This window comes from Micromonospora sp. NPDC093243, assembly GCF_044753725.1.
Classification (GTDB): domain Bacteria; phylum Actinomycetota; class Actinomycetes; order Mycobacteriales; family Micromonosporaceae; genus Micromonospora.
Genome location: NZ_JBIVNT010000003.1, coordinates 574,963 through 589,820, shown reverse-complemented (window position 1 = coordinate 589,820; position 14,858 = coordinate 574,963). Strand labels below are relative to the sequence as shown.

The window sequence follows — 14,858 nt, the reverse complement described above, 5'->3', positions numbered from 1 at the left end:
GGCTCACGTCCCATGGCTCTCGGGTACGTCCGCCCGGCGCGTCCCGAGGACGCCGGCGAGATCGCACGCATCCAGCTCGCGACCTGGCGGGTCGCCTATCGCCGGATCCTCCCCCGGCACGTCCTCGACAACCTGGACGAGGCGTGGCTCGCCCGGCGGTGGACCGCCGCGGTGCAGGAGCCGCCCTCCGGCGCCCACCGCGTGCTGGTCGCCGTCGAACAGGCCGAGCAATCGTATCTGGTGGGGTTCGCCGCCTCCGGTCCGGCCGACGCCGAGGCGCTCGCCCCCGGCGAGCCGGCCGAGGGGCTGGGCGACGGCGTCGTGGCCGTCACCGACCTGCTGGTGGAGCCGCGCTGGGGCCGGCGCGGGCACGGCAGCCGGCTGCTCGCCGCCAGCGTGGACCTGTGGCGGGAGGACGGCGCGGACCGCGCGGTGGCCTGGGCGTTCGACGCCGACGAGGCGACCCGCAAGTTCCTCACCAGCACCGGCTGGGAGCCGGACGGCGCGGTCCGTGCGCTGGACGTCGACGACATGCTGGTTCCCCAACTGCGGCTGCACGTCGCGGTCCCGACCGAGCCGGTCGAGGCGGACTGAACGCACCGCCGATCGGTCGTCCACTCCTCCGTCACCGTCGTGTCGCCCGCGCACGTCGGATCGCGCGCCTACTGTGACGCAGGAAGGGCCCAGCGGCCCGGCACGACCCACCGACGGAGCACGACCGGACGAGGGAGACGACCATGTTCGCGGACTCGCGGGCGTTCAGTGGCTTCTCGGTCGACGACACCGACCGGGCGCAGCGGTTCTACGCCGACACGCTCGGCCTGCGGGTGACGCGGGACGACGCGATGGGCGGGCTGCTGACGCTGCACCTGGCCGGGGACCGCCCGGTGCTGGTCTATCCGAAGGCCGACCATGTGCCGGCCAGCTACACGGTGCTCAACTTCCCGGTCGAGGACGTCGACGCGACGGTCGAGGAGCTGACCTCGCGCGGGGTGACCTTCGCCCGCTACGAGGGGATGCCGCAGGACGACAAGGGGATCATGCGCGGCAACGGGCCGACCATCGCCTGGTTCACCGACCCGGCCGGCAACATCATGTCGGTCATCGAGCAGAGCTGAGCCGGTGGTGGTCCCCGGCACACCCGGGGACCGCCACCGCTCAGCTCAGCCCTTGTCGGAGCCGTCGTTGGCGTCGCGCACGAAGTAGCGCTGGAAGATCACGAAGATGATCGCGACGGGGATGGTGGCCAGTAGGGCGGCGCCCAGCTTGAGCGGATACTGACTCCCCTTGCCCAGGGAGCCACTGACCAGGTCGGCCAGGCCGCGCGGCAGGGTGAACAGGTTCGGGTCCTGCACCGCCACCAGGCTGTGCGGGAACTCGTTCCAGGAGCCCTGGAAGGAGAGGATGGTCAGGGTGATCAGCGCCGGTTTCGCCATCGGCAGCACCACCGACCAGAAGGTCCGGAAGACTCCTGCCCCGTCGATCCGGGCCGCCTCCTCGACGCTGACCGGGATCGACTCGAAGAACTGCTTCATGATGAACACGCCGGCCGCGTCGGCGAGCAACGGCACGATCAGGCCGGCGTAGCTGTTGTAGATGCCGAGCTGGTTGAGCACCAGGAACTTCGGGATGAGCAGCACCACGCCGGGCACCGCCATCACCGCGATGACCGCGGCGAAGAGCCCGGACCGCCCGCGGAAGCGCAGCCGGGCCAGCGCGTAGCCGGCGAGCGAGTCGAAGAACACCCGGCCCACCGTGACCAGCACGGTGACCAGCAGCGAGTTGCCGACCCAGAGCGGGAAGTTGGTGCCGGCGAAGATCCGCTCGAAGCCGGCCAGCGTCAGCGGGTCGGGGAAGGGCGAGAGCGGGTTGGCCGCCGAGTCCGGCTCGGTCTTCAGCGAGTTGGCGAGCTGGATGACGAACGGGTAGAGGAAGACCAGCCCGAAGAAGACCAGCGTGGCGTACCCCAGGAAACGGGACACCACAGTGCGGGCCGGGCGGCGGCCGCGCCGCGCGGGCGCCGCCGCCACCGGCGGGCGGTCGGTCAGCACGGCCATGTCACGACCCCTCCGGTACGCGCCGACGCCACCGGCCGCGCCGCCGCCGGACCGGGTCCCGGTCGGCCAGCACCCGGCGCTGGATCAGCGTCAGCACGATGATGATCAGGAACAGCACGAACGAGATCGCCGCGCCGGAGCCGTAGTCGAAGTCCCGGAACGCGGTGCGGTACGACAGGTAGGCCGGGGTGAGCGTGGTCTTGGCCGGGTCGCCCTGGCTCATCACGTACACCTGGTCGAAGACCTGCCAGGAGCCGATCAGGCCGAGGGTGAGCACCAGGAAGGTGGTCGGCTTGATCATCGGCAGGGTGACGTGCCGGAACCGCTGCCAGCGGGTCGCCCCGTCCAGGGTGCTGGCCTCGTCCAGCGTCACCGGGACGTTCTGCAACGCGGCGAGGAACATCAGCATGAAGGTGCCGGAGGTGGTCCAGATGACCAGCGTGATGATCGAGATCATCGCCACGCTCGGCCCGGACAGCCAGTCCCACCAGGTCAGCCCGAGCGGGCCGCCCGAAGTCATCGCGGCGGGCGGGGTGTCCACGCCGACCGCACCGAAGAGCAGATGCAGGACGCCCCGGGAGTCGGCGAACCATTCCGGCCCGTCGATGCCGACGAAGCCGAGCAGGTTGTTGATCACGCCCGAGTTGGCGAACAGGAAGAGGAAGACCACGCTGATCGCGACCGAGCTGGTGACCGAGGGGAAGTAGAAGGCGCTGCGGAAGAAGCCCTTCCCCTTGAGCATCCGGTTGTTCACCATCAGCGCGAGGCCGAGGGCGAGCGCGGTCTGCACCGGCACCACGATGCCGACGTAGTAGATGTTGTTCCGGATGCTGGTCATGAAGTCGCGGCGGTCCAGCCCGTCCTCGGTGAACAGCCGGGTGTAGTTCTCGGTGCCGACGAACGGCACGTCGGCGGTGAACGGGCTGCCCTGGCCGTTCCAGTCGGTCAGGCTCACCCAGAGCGCCATCAGGATCGGCAGCAGCAGGAACAGCCCGAGGATCACGATCACCGGGGCCATGAAGAGCCAGCCGGCGGCGTTCTCGTTGCTGCGGGTGCCGCGGCCGCGCCGACGGGGCGCGTCACCGCCCGCCGTGGCCGGTGCCGCGATCGCCTCGGTCGCCATCTCCCCTCCCTCCCTGTCCGGGCGGAGGCGGGTGCGGGGGCCCGGGATCTCCCCGGGGCCCCCGCACCATCGCCTCAGCTGCCGCCGAGCGCCGCCTCGGCGTTCTTGTCGAAGTTCGCCAGGACGGTCTTCGGGTCGCCGTTGGCCAGGCTCTGCAGGCCGGCCTCCAGGTCCCGCAGCACGCTGTCCATCTTCGGGGCGTTCACCGGGCCCTGCGCGTACTCGACGCCGTCGATGAACGGCTTGTCCGCCGGGAAGGCGGCGGTGTACTGGTCACGCACCGACTGGCGGGACGGCATCACACCGAACGCGGTGGCGAAGGCCATCTGCTGCTCGCCGCTGGTCATCGCCTCGACGAACTTGATCGCCTGCTCCTTGTGCGCCGACTTGGCGGCGATCCCCCAGCACTGGGTGAAGGAGAGCGTGCCCTGCCCCTTCGGGCCGGCCGGCAGCGGGACGACCTTGTACTTGACGTTCGGGAAGTCGTTCTGCAGCGCGCCCTTGATCCAGTTGCCCTCGATGGTCATCACGGCCTTGCCCTTGCCGAACGCCTCGCCGGACCAGCCGGCGTCGAGCTGCTTGGGGTAGCGGGCCAGGCCGGTGGTCAGCATGGTCTTGACGTACTGGAGGGCGGCGAGGTTCTCCGCCGTGTCGGCGGTGGGCTGCTTGCCGTCCTTGCTCATCAGCCAGCCGCCGTTCTGCACCATGAAGGCGCCGATCCGGTCCCGGGTGTCTCCCAGCGCCAGCGCCACCTGACCCTTGGCCTTGATCTTCTGGGCGGTCGCGGTGAGCTGGTCCAAGGTGGTCGGCACGTCCGCGTCGGTCAGGCCGGCCTTCGTCCAGAGGTCGGTGTTGATCTGCAGGGCGAGGGTGGAGAAGTCCTTCGGCGCGCAGTAGAGCTTGCCGTCGTAGGTGAAGGTGGTGCGCAGGCTCTCGTAGAAGTCGCCGGTGTTGCTGATCTTGTCGCCGTACGGCTCGAGGGCGCCGACGCTGGCGTAATCGGCGAACCGGGTCGCGTCCACGTAGAAGACGTCCGGCGGGGTGCCGCCGGCGAGGGCCTGGCCGAGCTGCTGGGTGAGGTCCTGCGCGGCGGTCACCGTGGCGGTGTTGCCGGAGCTGCTGGCCCACTTGGCCGCCGCGTCCTGCACCGCCTTGGTCTCGGCGTCGCCGGAGGAGCCGATCAGGATCTGGATGTTCGCCGGGCCGCTGGACTGGGCGGCGTCACCCGAGTTGTCGTCGAAGCCGCTGCCACAGGCGGCGGAGCCGAGCAGGGCGACGGCGGCGAGGCCGGCCACCGTCGCCCGGGTGAGGGTTCGAGGTGCCATCTGGTTCTCCTGTTGGGGGAAGGGGGTTAAGCGGTGTGCCGCAGGGCCAGCGAGGGCTGGAGCAGCACGGGGGCAGGGGTCTGTTGGTCGCCGTCGAGGACGGCGGTGAGCAGGTCCACGCAGCTCGCGGCGGCCTCGGCGAGGGGCTGACTGACGCTGGTCAACCCGATCGCGGCGGCGACCGGGGTGTCGTCGAAGCCGATCACCGCGACCGCCGGCTCGGCGCCGCGGACGGCCTGCATGGCCCCGAGCGCGAGCGAGTCGCTGGCGCAGACCACGGCGGTCGGCGGCTCGGCGGCGACGAGCAGGTCGCGCATCAACCGCTCGCCCTCGGCGACGCCGTCCTCGGTGGCCCGGTCCAGGTCGGTCGGGTCGATCCCGGCCGCGCGCAGCGTCTCCCGCCAGCCGGCACGCCGGTCGTCGCCGACGCCGGACCCGGCGGGCCAGCCGAGAAAACCGATCCGGCGGTGGCCGCGGGTCAACAGGTGGGCGGTGGCCCGGGCGGTGCCGGCGGCGCCGTCGACGTCGACCCACGGGTGTGCGGTCGGGTCGTCCCACGGCCGGCCGAAGGTCACGAAGGCCACGCCGCGCTCGGCGAGCCAGGCCGTACGGGGGTCGCCGTGGTCGGTGCCGGTCAGCACGAAGGCATCCAGGTCGTACGCGCTGAGCAGGTCGTCGTAGGTGGCGATCTCCTGCTGGTCGTCGGCGGCGGTGTAGAGCAGGGTGCGGTAGCCCGCGGTCTCGGCGGCCTCGGTGAGGCCGTGCAGGAACCGGTCGAGCACCGAGCCGTTGATCCCGTCCCGGGTCGGCTCGATCCGGACGGCGATCAGTTGCGAACGGCCGGTGCGCATCTGCCGGGCGGCCTGGTTGGCCCGGTAGCCGAGGACGCTGATCGCCTCCTGGACCCGCTGCCGGGTCTCCTCGCGCACGATGTGCGGCGCGTTGATCACGTTGGAGACGGTCTGGCGGCTCACGTGGGCGTGCCGGGCCACCGTCGCGATGGTCACCTTTTCGGCCACAAAATCCCTCTCGCCATCTTGAACGATCCAATTTGGATACGGCAGGATTAGATCGTTCAAGTTTCTGGAATGTTTCGCACTTTGCACCGCCCGGGACGAGTTGTCAAGACGTCCGTCCCGCCCCCACAGGATCTGGAGCCGCACCGTGACCGAACGCCTTCTGCAACCCCTGCTGCACGAGCTGGTGGGTACCGTCCTCGCCCCCACCAGCGCGCTGGGGGATGCGACCGGGCAGATCCGCCCGGCCGGTGTCCAAGGCGTCTTCCACGCCGACGCCCGGGTGCTCTCCCGGGCCGAGCTGCGAGTCGACGGCCGGGAACCCGAAGGGCTCACCCAGGGCGCCGACGGTCCGCACGCCGTGCGTTTCGTCGGCCTGGCCCGGTGGCTCGGCGACCCGACCCCCGACCCGACCGTCCGGATCGAACGGCTGCGCCGGCTCACCCCGCGCGGGCTCAGCGAGGAGCTGCGGGTCGTCTCCACCGCCTCGGTACCGGTGCGGGCCCGGGTCAGCGTCGAGCTCGGCTGCGACCTGGCCCCGATCGAGGTGGTGAAGTCCGGCGGCGCCACCGAGGCGCTGACCGCCAAGACCGGCCGGCCCGGCGAGCTGACCTGGGCGGCCGACGGCATCACGGTCACCGTGACCGGCGACGACGCCGAGACCGAGGCCACCGGCGAGCGGGCCAGCACGCCCCGGCTGACCTGGCCGGTCGAGCTGCCGCCCGGCGGCACGGCGGTGCTGCACTGGCGGCTGACCGTCGACGACCCGCGGGCGGTGGTGGTCTGCCCGCCGGGCGAACCCACCTGGTCCCGGCCGGCGCTGCGGGCCGACGACCGGCGGCTGGTTCGGCTCCTCGACCGCAGCCTGGACGACCTGCGCGGCCTGCGGCTGGCCGAGACCGGCGCACCGCACGACGTCTTCCTCGGCGCCGGGGTGCCCTGGTTCCTCACCCTCTTCGGGCGCGACAGCCTCTGGGCCGCCCGGATGATGCTGCCGCTCGGCACCGAGCTGGCCGCCAGCACGCTCCGGGTGCTCGCCCGCCGGCAGGGCACCCGGGTCGATCCGCGCACCGGTGAGGCGCCCGGCAAGATCCTGCACGAGCTGCGGCGGCACGAGTTCACGCTGGACGACGCGCTGCGGCTGCCGCCGGCCTACTACGGCACGGTCGATGCGACCATGCTCTGGATCAACCTGCTGCACGACGCCTGGCGCTGGGGCCTGCCCGCCGAGCAGGTCGAGCCGCTGCTGCCACACCTGGAGGCGGCGCTGGGCTGGCTCGCCGACCACGCCGACGCCGACGGCGACGGGCTGGTCGAATACATCGACACCACCGGTCACGGCCTGGCCAACCAGGGGTGGAAGGACTCCGGCGACGCCGTCCGGTTCCGCGACGGCACCCTGGCCACCTCGCCGATCGTGCTGGCCGAGGTGCAGGGCTACGCGCACGAGGCGGCCGTTCACGCCGCCGCGCTGCTCGACGCGTTCGACCGCCCCGGCGGGGAGCGCTGGCGCGGGTACGCCGACCGGCTGGCCCGCCGGTTCCGGGCCGCGTTCTGGGTGGACGGGCCGCACGGCCCCCAGCCGGCGCTCGCCCTGGACCGGGACAAGCGCCCGGTCAACTCGCTGACCAGCAACATCGGCCACCTGCTCGGCACCGGGCTGCTCTCCGGCGAGGAAGAGGCGCAGGTGGCCCGGCTGCTCGGCAGCGACGCGCTGGCCGGCGGGTTCGGCCTGCGCACCATGTCCACCGACGACGCCGGGTTCAGCCCGCTGTCGTACCACTGCGGGTCGATCTGGGCGCACGACACCGCGATCGTGCTCGCCGGGCTGGCCCGAGCCGGCTTCCGGGACGCCGCGCTCGGCCTCGCCGACGGGCTGCTCGGCGCGGCCGAGGCGTTCGACTACCGGCTACCCGAGCTGTACGGCGGCGACGATCGGTCGCTGGTCGGCCGTCCGGTGCCGTACCCCGCGGCGTGCCGGCCGCAGGCCTGGGCAGCGGCCGCTGGGGTGCTGCTGGTCCAGGCCGCCGCCGGGCTCTACCCGGACGTGCCCGGCGGCACCGTCCGGCTCGCGCCGCTGGCCGGGCCGGAGCTGGGCGCGGTCACGGTGGACCGGCTGCGGGTCGCCGGCGCCCCGGTCACGGTGACGGTCGACCGCGCCGGCCACCCCACCGTCACCGGCCTACCCGCGCCACTGACCGTGATCAGCGATCAGACCCCGGCCGTCCCGGCCCCACGTCCCGCTCCGACCGCGACCCCCACCCACAGCTGACCCCGCCTGCTCCGCACCAGCGCCGATCATGAGGTTGACGGCGTTCTGGATCTCCAGAACGACCGCAACCTCATGATCGACCGGTTCACGGGGTGGGCGGGGTGGTCAGCTCGGCCACCAGTTCGTCGTCTTCCACCACTCCCGTGGGGCGGAAGCCGAGAGCGGTGTAGAGGGCCGCGGCGGCGGTGTTCTCCGGGTGGTACGACAGCCGGACCGGCGGGTTGCCGTCCCGAACGGCCAGCCAGCCGGCGAGCGTGGCCACGGTGGCTCGGCCGACTCCCCGGCCCTGCTCCGCCGCGTCGATCACCATGCCGCCGATCCAGTGCGAACCGTCGTCGTCCACGCCCCACATGACGTGGCCGACGACGGTCTCGTCCGCGTACACCGCGAGCGACCGCCACACCTCGCTGCGACTGGTCAGCAGCAGGTACCGGGCGGCCAGCGCGGCCACCCAGTTCCGCTGGTCGTCACGGGGCGCGACGTCGGCCACCGTCCGCCAGTTGTCGTCGTCCACCGGGCGGAGGGTGACCCGGCGCCCGTCCCGATCGCGGTAATCAGCATCAATCACCGGGGCAGCCTAGGACCGCGCCGGCATGGCGGCCACGCGATAATCGGCGTCGAGCTAGTCGAGCAGGGCGTCCAGGCCGACGGTGAGGCCGGGGCGGTTGCGCACCGCGCGGACGGCCAGCAGCACCCCGGGCATGAACGAGGCCCGGTCGTACGAGTCGTGCCGGATGGTCAGCGTCTCTCCGGTGGTCCCGAAGATCACTTCCTGGTGCGCGACCAGCCCGGTGGCCCGCACCGCGTGCACGCGTACGCCGTCGATCTCGGCGCCACGGGCACCCGGAACCTCGTCCTTCGTGGCATCCGGCACCGGCCCGAGACCGGCCTCGGCCCGGGCCTGGGCGATCTGCCGGGCGGTGTGCGTCGCCGTGCCGCTGGGCGCATCGAGCTTGCGCGGGTGGTGCTGCTCGATGATCTCGACCGACTCGAAGTGCCGGGCCGCGCGGGCGGCGAACTGCATCATCAGCACCGCGCCGATGCCGAAGTTGGGGGCGATCACCACGCCGACCCCGGGCTTGCCGGCCACCCAGCCGCGCACCCGCTGCAGTCGCTGCTCGGTGAAGCCGGTCGTGCCGACCACCACGCTGATGCCCTGGTCGATGCACCAGTGCAGGTTGTCCATGACGACGTCCGGGGTGGTGAAGTCGACGACCACCTCGGCGCCGGCGTCCGAGGCGGCGGAGAGGCCGTCGCCCTGGTCGATCACCGCCACCAACTCCAGGTCGGACGCCGCGTCGACCGCCTTGCACACCTCGACGCCCATCCGGCCCCGGGCACCGAACACGCCCACCCGCAGCGGCTCGACCGGGTTTCTCTCCTGCTCGTCACTCACGGGCCACAACCTATCCCAACCAGGCCGCCCAACACCCCGCGGTCCGCCACCCGGCCCATCCCGTCGATCATGCAGTTGTGGTGGGTGATGAAAGGCGCGAATGTGGCTGAGCCTGGCACCACGACTGCATGATCGACGCCGGCAGAAGGCGCGGGTCAGAGGGTGGTGAAGTCTTTCGGGGCGAAGGGGCCCACCACGGCCAGGGACATCGGCCGGGCGAGCAGCTCGGCGGCGAGGGTGTTGACCTCCTCGACGGTCACCGCGTCGACCCGGGAGAGCAGCTCGTCGACCGGCATCAGGTCGCCGTAGAGCAGCTCGCCCTTGGCCAGCCGGCTCATCCGCGAGCCGGTGTCCTCCAGGCCCAGCACGAACGACCCCTTGGACATCCCCTTGCCCCGGGCCACCTCGGACTCGGTCAGCCCACCGGCGGCCACCCGGGCCAGCTCGGCGCGGGTCAGCTGAAGCACCTCGTCGACCTTGCCCGGCGCGCAGCCGGCATAGACGGCGAAGAGGCCGGTGTCGGCGTACTGGCTGGCGTAGGAGTAGACCGAGTAGGCCAGGCCGCGCTGCTCGCGGATCTCCTGGAACAGCCGGCTGGACATGCCCCCGCCGAGCACGTTGTTGAGCACGCCCAGGGCGAACCGGCGATCGTCGGCCCGGTCGATGCCCGGGCAGCCGAGGATGACGTGCGCCTGCTCGGTCTCCTTCGACTCGACCAGGGTGGTCGCCGGCTGGGTGCGTACGGCCGGGGTGGTCGAGCGGTGCGGCGCGGGCACCGCCGCGTCGGTGTCCAGTGGGGTGTCGCGCAGCGCCTGCCGGACCAGCTTGACCACCGCGGCGTGGTCCAGGTTGCCGGCGGCGGCGATGACGATCTGCGGAGCGGTGTAGCGGCTGCGGTAGAAGTCCTGGATCTGCCGCCGGGTCATCGGGGTGACCGTCTCCTCGGTGCCGGAGATCAGCCGGCCCGGCGGATGGTCGCCGTAGACGGCCTGGACGAAGAGATCGTGCACCTCGTCACCGGGCTCGTCGTCGTGCATGGCGATCTCTTCGAGGATCACGCCCCGCTCGGTCTCGACGTCCGCCTCCTCCAGCACGGAGTCGGCGACCAGGTCGCACATCACGTCGATCGCCAGCGGCAGGTCCTCGTCCAGCACACGGGCGTAGTAGCAGGTGTACTCCTTGGTGGTGAAGGCGTTGGTCTCGCCGCCCACCGCCTCGATCGCCGAGGAGATCTCCAGCGCGCTGCGCTTGCGGGTGCCCTTGAAGAGCAGATGCTCCAGGAAGTGCGCGGCACCGGACTGCGGGCCGGTCTCGTCGCGCGAGCCGACCGCCACCCAGATGCCGAACGACACGCTGCGCATCGCCGGGATCGCCTCGGTGAGCACGCGCAGCCCACTGGGGAGCACGGTACGCCGTACCGTGCCGCCCAGCGGGTCGTCGCTGATCGTCCGGGTCACCGCTCGGGCGGCGCCGCCGGAGCGACCCGCCCCGGCGGCCCCGGACGGAGCCACCCCCCGTCGATCCGGCGGAAACGGCGCACGAATGGCCCGACTCACGTGTTGCTCCCAGATCGACGAGGGGTGGAGGTGCTGCGGTACGGACGGTCAGCTGTGCCGGGTCCGGCGGCGCGGACGCTCGCCGCCCTCGCCACCCTCGCCGCCCTGACCACCCTGGCCACGGTCACCGCGCTCCGGGCCACGGCTGCCGCCGCGCTCCCGGTCACCACGGTCCCGCGGGCCCCGGTCGCCGCGGTCGCGGCCAGCCGGACGCTCGCCGTCGGCGGCCTCCGTGGCGGCCGGCGCCTCGGCGCCCTCCGGGCGGACCTTGTCCAGGTAGATCTTGCCGCGGGCGTCGATGTCCGCGATCTCCACCTCGACCCGGTCGCCGACGTTGAGGAAGTCCTCGACCTTCTCGACCCGCTTGCCGTCGCCCACCTTGGAGATGTGCAGCAGGCCGTCGCGACCCGGCAGCAGCGAGATGAACGCGCCGAACGCGGCGGTCTTGACCACCGTGCCGAGGAACCGCTCCCCCACCTTCGGCAGGGTCGGGTTGGCGATGCCGTTGATCCGGTCCACCGCGGCCTGGGCCGACGGGCCGTTGGTCGCACCGACGTAGATCGTGCCGTCGTCCTCGATGGAGATCTCGGCGCCGGTCTCGTCCTGGATGGCGTTGATGGTCTGGCCCTTCGGGCCGATCACCATGCCGATCTTGTCGACCGGGATCTTGACGGTGGTGACCCGCGGCGCGTACTCCGACATCTCGGCCGGAGCCTCGATCGCCGCCTGCATCACGCCGAGGATGGTCTGCCGGGCCTCGTTCGCCTGCTGCAGCGCGGCGGCCAGCACGTCCGACGGGATGCCGTCGAGCTTGGTGTCGAGCTGGAGCGCGGTGACGAACTCCGGGGTGCCGGCGACCTTGAAGTCCATGTCACCGAACGCGTCCTCGGCACCGAGGATGTCGGTCAGCGTCACGTACTGGGTCTTGCCGTCGACCTCGTCGGAGATGAGGCCCATGGCGATGCCGGCGACCGGCGCCTTCAGCGGCACACCGGCGCTGAGCAGGCCCAGCGTCGAGGCGCAGACCGAACCCATCGAGGTGGAGCCGTTGGAGCCGAGCGCCTCGGAGACCTGCCGGATGGCGTACGGGAACTCCTCGCGCGACGGCAGCACCGGGATCAGCGCCCGCTCGGCGAGCGCGCCGTGGCCGATCTCGCGCCGCTTCGGCGAGCCGACCCGGCCGGTCTCACCGGTCGAGTAGGGCGGGAAGTTGTAGTTGTGCATGTAGCGCTTGCGGTTCTCCGGGGAGAGGGTGTCGACCATCTGCTCCATGCGCAGCATGTTGAGCGTGGTGACGCCGAGGATCTGGGTCTCGCCCCGCTCGAACAGCGCCGAGCCGTGCACCCGCGGCAGCACGCCGACCTCGGCGGTCAGCGGACGGATGTCGCGCGGGCCGCGGCCGTCGATGCGGATCTGCTCGCGCAGCACCCGGTTGCGCACCTCGGACTTGGTCAGCGACCGGAAGGCGGCGCTGAGCTCCTTCTCCCGGCCCTCGAACCGACCGCCGAGCTCCTCGGCGACCTTGGCCTTGACCCGGTCCAGGGCCTCCTCGCGGTCGGCCTTGCCGGCGATCTGGAGCGCCTCGGCCACCTCGGCGCGGGCCAGGTCGGCCACCGCCGCGAAGGCGTCGTCCTGGTAGTCCAGGAAGACCGGGAACTCGGCGACCGGCTTGGCGGCCACCTCGGCCAGCTCGCTCTGCGCGCGGCACAGCTCGCGGATCGCCGGCTTCGCGGCCTCCAGGCCGCTGGCCACGATCTCCTCGGTCGGCGCGGTGGCGCCGCCCGCGATCAGGGTCACCGCGTTCGGCGTCGCCTCGGCCTCGACCATCATGATCGCGACATCGCCGTCGGGCAGGGTGCGGCCGGCCACGACCATGTCGAAGGTGGCCCGGGCCAGCTCCTCCAGGGTCGGGAAGGCGACCCACTGGCCGTCGATGTGCGCGACCCGGGTTGCCCCGATCGGGCCGGAGAACGGCAGGCCGGAGAGCTTGGTGGACATCGAGGCGGCGTTGATCGCCACGACGTCGTACGGGTGCTGCGGGTCGAGCGCGAGGACGGTCTCGACGACCTGGACCTCGTTACGCAGGCCCTTGACGAACGACGGGCGCAGCGGCCGGTCGATCAGCCGGCAGGTGAGGATGGCGTCCTCGCTGGGCCGGCCCTCGCGGCGGAAGAACGAGCCGGGGATCCGGCCCGCGGCGTACATCCGCTCCTCGACGTCGACGGTCAGCGGGAAGAAGTCGAACTGCTCCTTCGGCTGCTTGCCGGCGGTGGTGGCGGAGAGGACCACCGTCTCGCCCAGCTGGGCGACGACGGAGCCGGCGGCCTGACGGGCGAGCCGGCCGGTGGAGAAGGTGATCTCACGGGTGCCGAAGGACCCGTTGTCGATCACGGCGGTGCGGGATTCGGTGCCGAGGTTGGTCTCGGTCATGTGCTGTCGTGCTCCTTCGCGTCGTGGGCCCACGACACGGGGAGCTGCTCAGACGGCCGGTCTTCGATCGAAGCGCCCGGGTGGCCGGCATGATGCCGGGATTCCCGGGGGCCACTACCGGAGACCGGTACGCTGACCGGCTCCCTGTCGGGTGGTCGCGCGGCCCTGTTCTTCTGTGGTACCGGAAACGGGGGAGCGGCCCGGTGGCCACTCCCCCGTCACGTCATCGGCGCAGGCCGAGCCGCTCGATGAGCGACCGGTAGCGGTTGATGTCCTTCTTCTGGACGTAGTTGAGCAGCCGACGGCGACGGCCGACCAGCAGCAGCAGCCCACGGCGGCTGTGGTGGTCGTGCTTGTGCACCTTCAGGTGCTCGGTCAGCTCAGCGATCCGCTTGGTGAGGACCGCGACCTGCACCTCCGGCGAACCGGTGTCGCCCTCGGCGGTCGCGTACTCCGAGCGGATCTTGGCCTTGGCTTCCTGGTCGAGCGCCATGTTCTCCCTGTTTCGATGGGTTGATCAATGATGTCCGCCGTCCGTCCGGTGGACCGGACTCGGACCGGCACCTCGCACCCGCGGCGTCGAGCAGGCACGCGAGGCCCCACGTCGGTCATCCGACGTCCCCGCCAGACTACCAGTTGTCGCCGGGAGCACCCGGTCAAGGGCCACGTGCCGGGTTCGCGCCGCGCCGCCGCGAGCACCCGACGGGGCGCCCGGGGTGGTCAGCCGAGCGCCCGGCGGGTCCGCTCGACGTCCTGCTGCATCTGGGCGATCAACGGCTCGATCGAGTCGTAGCGCACCTGACCGCGCAGGTGCGCCACGAAGTCCAGCGCCAGCCGCTCCCCGTAGAGGTCACCGTCGAAGTCCAGGGCGTACGCCTCCACCCGCCGCTCCCGGCCGGAGAAGGTCGGATTGGTGCCGACGGAGACGGCCGCCATCAGCGGCTCCCGCTGGCCCCGGCGGATCAGCCGGGCGGCGTAGACCCCGTCGGCGGGGATCGCGGCGTACCGGTGGCAGAGCAGGTTGGCGGTCGGGAAGCCCAGCTCGCGGCCGCGCTGGTCGCCCCGGACCACCACGCCCTCCACCCGGTGCGGCCGGCCCAGGGCGGCCGCCGCGGCGCCCACGTCCCCGGCGTCGACGCAGGAGCGGATGTACGTCGAGGAGAAGACGGTGCCGTCCGCCGCCACCAGCGGGGCGGCCTCGATCCCGAAGCCGAAGGTCCGGCCCAGCCGCTCCAGCAGCGCCACGTCACCGGCCGCCTTGTGGCCGAAGCGGAAGTTGTCACCGACCACCACCAGCGCGGCGTGCAGGTGTTCGACCAGGACGTCGTGCACGAACGCCTCGGCCGACAGCCGGGAGAACTCAGGGGTGAACGGCACCACACAGAGCACGTCGGCGCCGAGCGCCTCGATCAACTCAGCCTTGCGCGCCTGTTCGGTGAGCACCGCCGGGTGCGAGCCGGGGCGCACCACCTCGGCCGGGTGCGGGTCGAAGGTGACCACCACCGACTGCACGCCCAACTCCCGCGCCCGGGCCACGGTGTGCCCGATGGTCGCCTGGTGCCCCTTGTGCACGCCGTCGAAGACACCGATGGTGACGACGGAGCGCCCCCATCCACCGGGCGCCGCGTCGTACCCCCGCCACCGCTGCATGCCGCTTCTCCCCTGCTCTCCGTCCGGCCCCGC

At 72.0% G+C, this 14,858-nt stretch carries 13 protein-coding genes; 3 read left to right on the top strand and 10 right to left on the bottom strand.

Features of this window, described 5'->3' with window-relative positions:
• Positions 1-12 precede the first annotated feature (12 nt).
• Both ACIP9D_RS12350 and ACIP9D_RS12345 read left to right on the top strand, forming a co-directional pair.
• Positions 13-594 carry a GNAT family N-acetyltransferase gene (locus tag ACIP9D_RS12350; protein WP_350869814.1) on the top strand — a complete coding sequence of 194 codons (582 nt, stop codon included), beginning with the start codon at positions 13-15 and terminating at the stop codon, positions 592-594.
• A 143-nt stretch (positions 595-737) separates the two neighbouring features.
• On the top strand, positions 738-1,118 hold the full coding sequence (locus tag ACIP9D_RS12345; protein WP_350869812.1) for a VOC family protein: 381 nt from the start codon (positions 738-740) through the stop codon (positions 1,116-1,118).
• Positions 1,119-1,163: 45 nt separating this feature from the next.
• Here ACIP9D_RS12345 and ACIP9D_RS12340 read toward each other — a convergent pair whose 3' ends face one another.
• From ACIP9D_RS12340 to ACIP9D_RS12325, 4 genes are all read right to left on the bottom strand, one after another.
• A complete protein-coding gene (locus ACIP9D_RS12340) occupies positions 1,164-2,057 on the bottom strand; it encodes a carbohydrate ABC transporter permease (protein ID WP_350869810.1) in 894 nt (297 codons plus the stop codon).
• Between the two features lies 1 nt (position 2,058).
• Positions 2,059-3,180: a sugar ABC transporter permease gene (locus ACIP9D_RS12335; protein WP_350869808.1), complete on the bottom strand. Its 1,122-nt coding sequence runs from the start codon at positions 3,178-3,180 to the stop codon at positions 2,059-2,061.
• Between the two features lie 74 nt (positions 3,181-3,254).
• Positions 3,255-4,505 carry an extracellular solute-binding protein gene (locus tag ACIP9D_RS12330; protein ID WP_350869807.1) on the bottom strand — a complete coding sequence of 417 codons (1,251 nt, stop codon included), beginning with the start codon at positions 4,503-4,505 and terminating at the stop codon, positions 3,255-3,257.
• A gap of 26 nt (positions 4,506-4,531) precedes the next feature.
• A complete protein-coding gene (locus ACIP9D_RS12325; protein ID WP_350869805.1) occupies positions 4,532-5,512 on the bottom strand; it encodes a substrate-binding domain-containing protein in 981 nt (326 codons plus the stop codon).
• A 157-nt stretch (positions 5,513-5,669) separates the two neighbouring features.
• Here ACIP9D_RS12325 and ACIP9D_RS12320 point away from each other — a divergent pair, with 157 nt between their 5' ends.
• A complete protein-coding gene (locus ACIP9D_RS12320; protein WP_350869803.1) occupies positions 5,670-7,793 on the top strand; it encodes a glycogen debranching N-terminal domain-containing protein in 2,124 nt (707 codons plus the stop codon).
• Positions 7,794-7,878: 85 nt separating this feature from the next.
• On the opposite strand, the gene ACIP9D_RS12315 is transcribed toward ACIP9D_RS12320, so the two are convergent.
• The 6 genes from ACIP9D_RS12315 to ACIP9D_RS12290 form a co-directional block, all read right to left on the bottom strand.
• Positions 7,879-8,361, bottom strand: a complete 483-nt coding sequence (locus tag ACIP9D_RS12315; RefSeq protein ID WP_350869801.1) for a GNAT family N-acetyltransferase — start codon at positions 8,359-8,361, stop codon at positions 7,879-7,881.
• 54 nt (positions 8,362-8,415) lie between these two features.
• Positions 8,416-9,189: a 4-hydroxy-tetrahydrodipicolinate reductase gene (gene dapB, locus ACIP9D_RS12310; RefSeq protein WP_350869798.1), complete on the bottom strand. Its 774-nt coding sequence runs from the start codon at positions 9,187-9,189 to the stop codon at positions 8,416-8,418.
• Between the two features lie 155 nt (positions 9,190-9,344).
• On the bottom strand, positions 9,345-10,745 hold the full coding sequence (locus ACIP9D_RS12305; RefSeq protein WP_350869796.1) for a pitrilysin family protein: 1,401 nt from the start codon (positions 10,743-10,745) through the stop codon (positions 9,345-9,347).
• Between the two features lie 48 nt (positions 10,746-10,793).
• Entirely contained in the window at positions 10,794-13,175 is a 2,382-nt protein-coding gene (locus tag ACIP9D_RS12300) for a polyribonucleotide nucleotidyltransferase (RefSeq protein ID WP_350869794.1), read from the bottom strand.
• A gap of 223 nt (positions 13,176-13,398) precedes the next feature.
• On the bottom strand, positions 13,399-13,668 hold the full coding sequence (gene rpsO / locus ACIP9D_RS12295) for a 30S ribosomal protein S15 (protein WP_067302624.1): 270 nt from the start codon (positions 13,666-13,668) through the stop codon (positions 13,399-13,401).
• A 227-nt stretch (positions 13,669-13,895) separates the two neighbouring features.
• Complete coding sequence (locus ACIP9D_RS12290) at positions 13,896-14,825, bottom strand: bifunctional riboflavin kinase/FAD synthetase (RefSeq protein WP_350869793.1); 930 nt, start codon at positions 14,823-14,825, stop codon at positions 13,896-13,898.
• Between the last annotated feature and the right edge of the window lie 33 nt (positions 14,826-14,858).

Bases quoted from the DNA above. Each gene is read 5' to 3' on its own strand.
- ACIP9D_RS12350 (WP_350869814.1), top strand. From the start codon at position 13: ATGGCTCTCGGGTACGTCCGCCCGGCGCGTCCCGAGGACGCCGGCGAG.
- ACIP9D_RS12345 (WP_350869812.1), top strand. From the start codon at position 738: ATGTTCGCGGACTCGCGGGCGTTCAGTGGCTTCTCGGTCGACGACACC.
- ACIP9D_RS12340 (WP_350869810.1), bottom strand. From the start codon at position 2,057: ATGGCCGTGCTGACCGACCGCCCGCCGGTGGCGGCGGCGCCCGCGCGG.
- ACIP9D_RS12335 (WP_350869808.1), bottom strand. From the start codon at position 3,180: ATGGCGACCGAGGCGATCGCGGCACCGGCCACGGCGGGCGGTGACGCG.
- ACIP9D_RS12330 (WP_350869807.1), bottom strand. From the start codon at position 4,505: ATGGCACCTCGAACCCTCACCCGGGCGACGGTGGCCGGCCTCGCCGCC.
- ACIP9D_RS12300 (WP_350869794.1), bottom strand. From the start codon at position 13,175: ATGACCGAGACCAACCTCGGCACCGAATCCCGCACCGCCGTGATCGAC.
- rpsO (WP_067302624.1), bottom strand. From the start codon at position 13,668: ATGGCGCTCGACCAGGAAGCCAAGGCCAAGATCCGCTCGGAGTACGCG.
- ACIP9D_RS12290 (WP_350869793.1), bottom strand. From the start codon at position 14,825: ATGCAGCGGTGGCGGGGGTACGACGCGGCGCCCGGTGGATGGGGGCGC.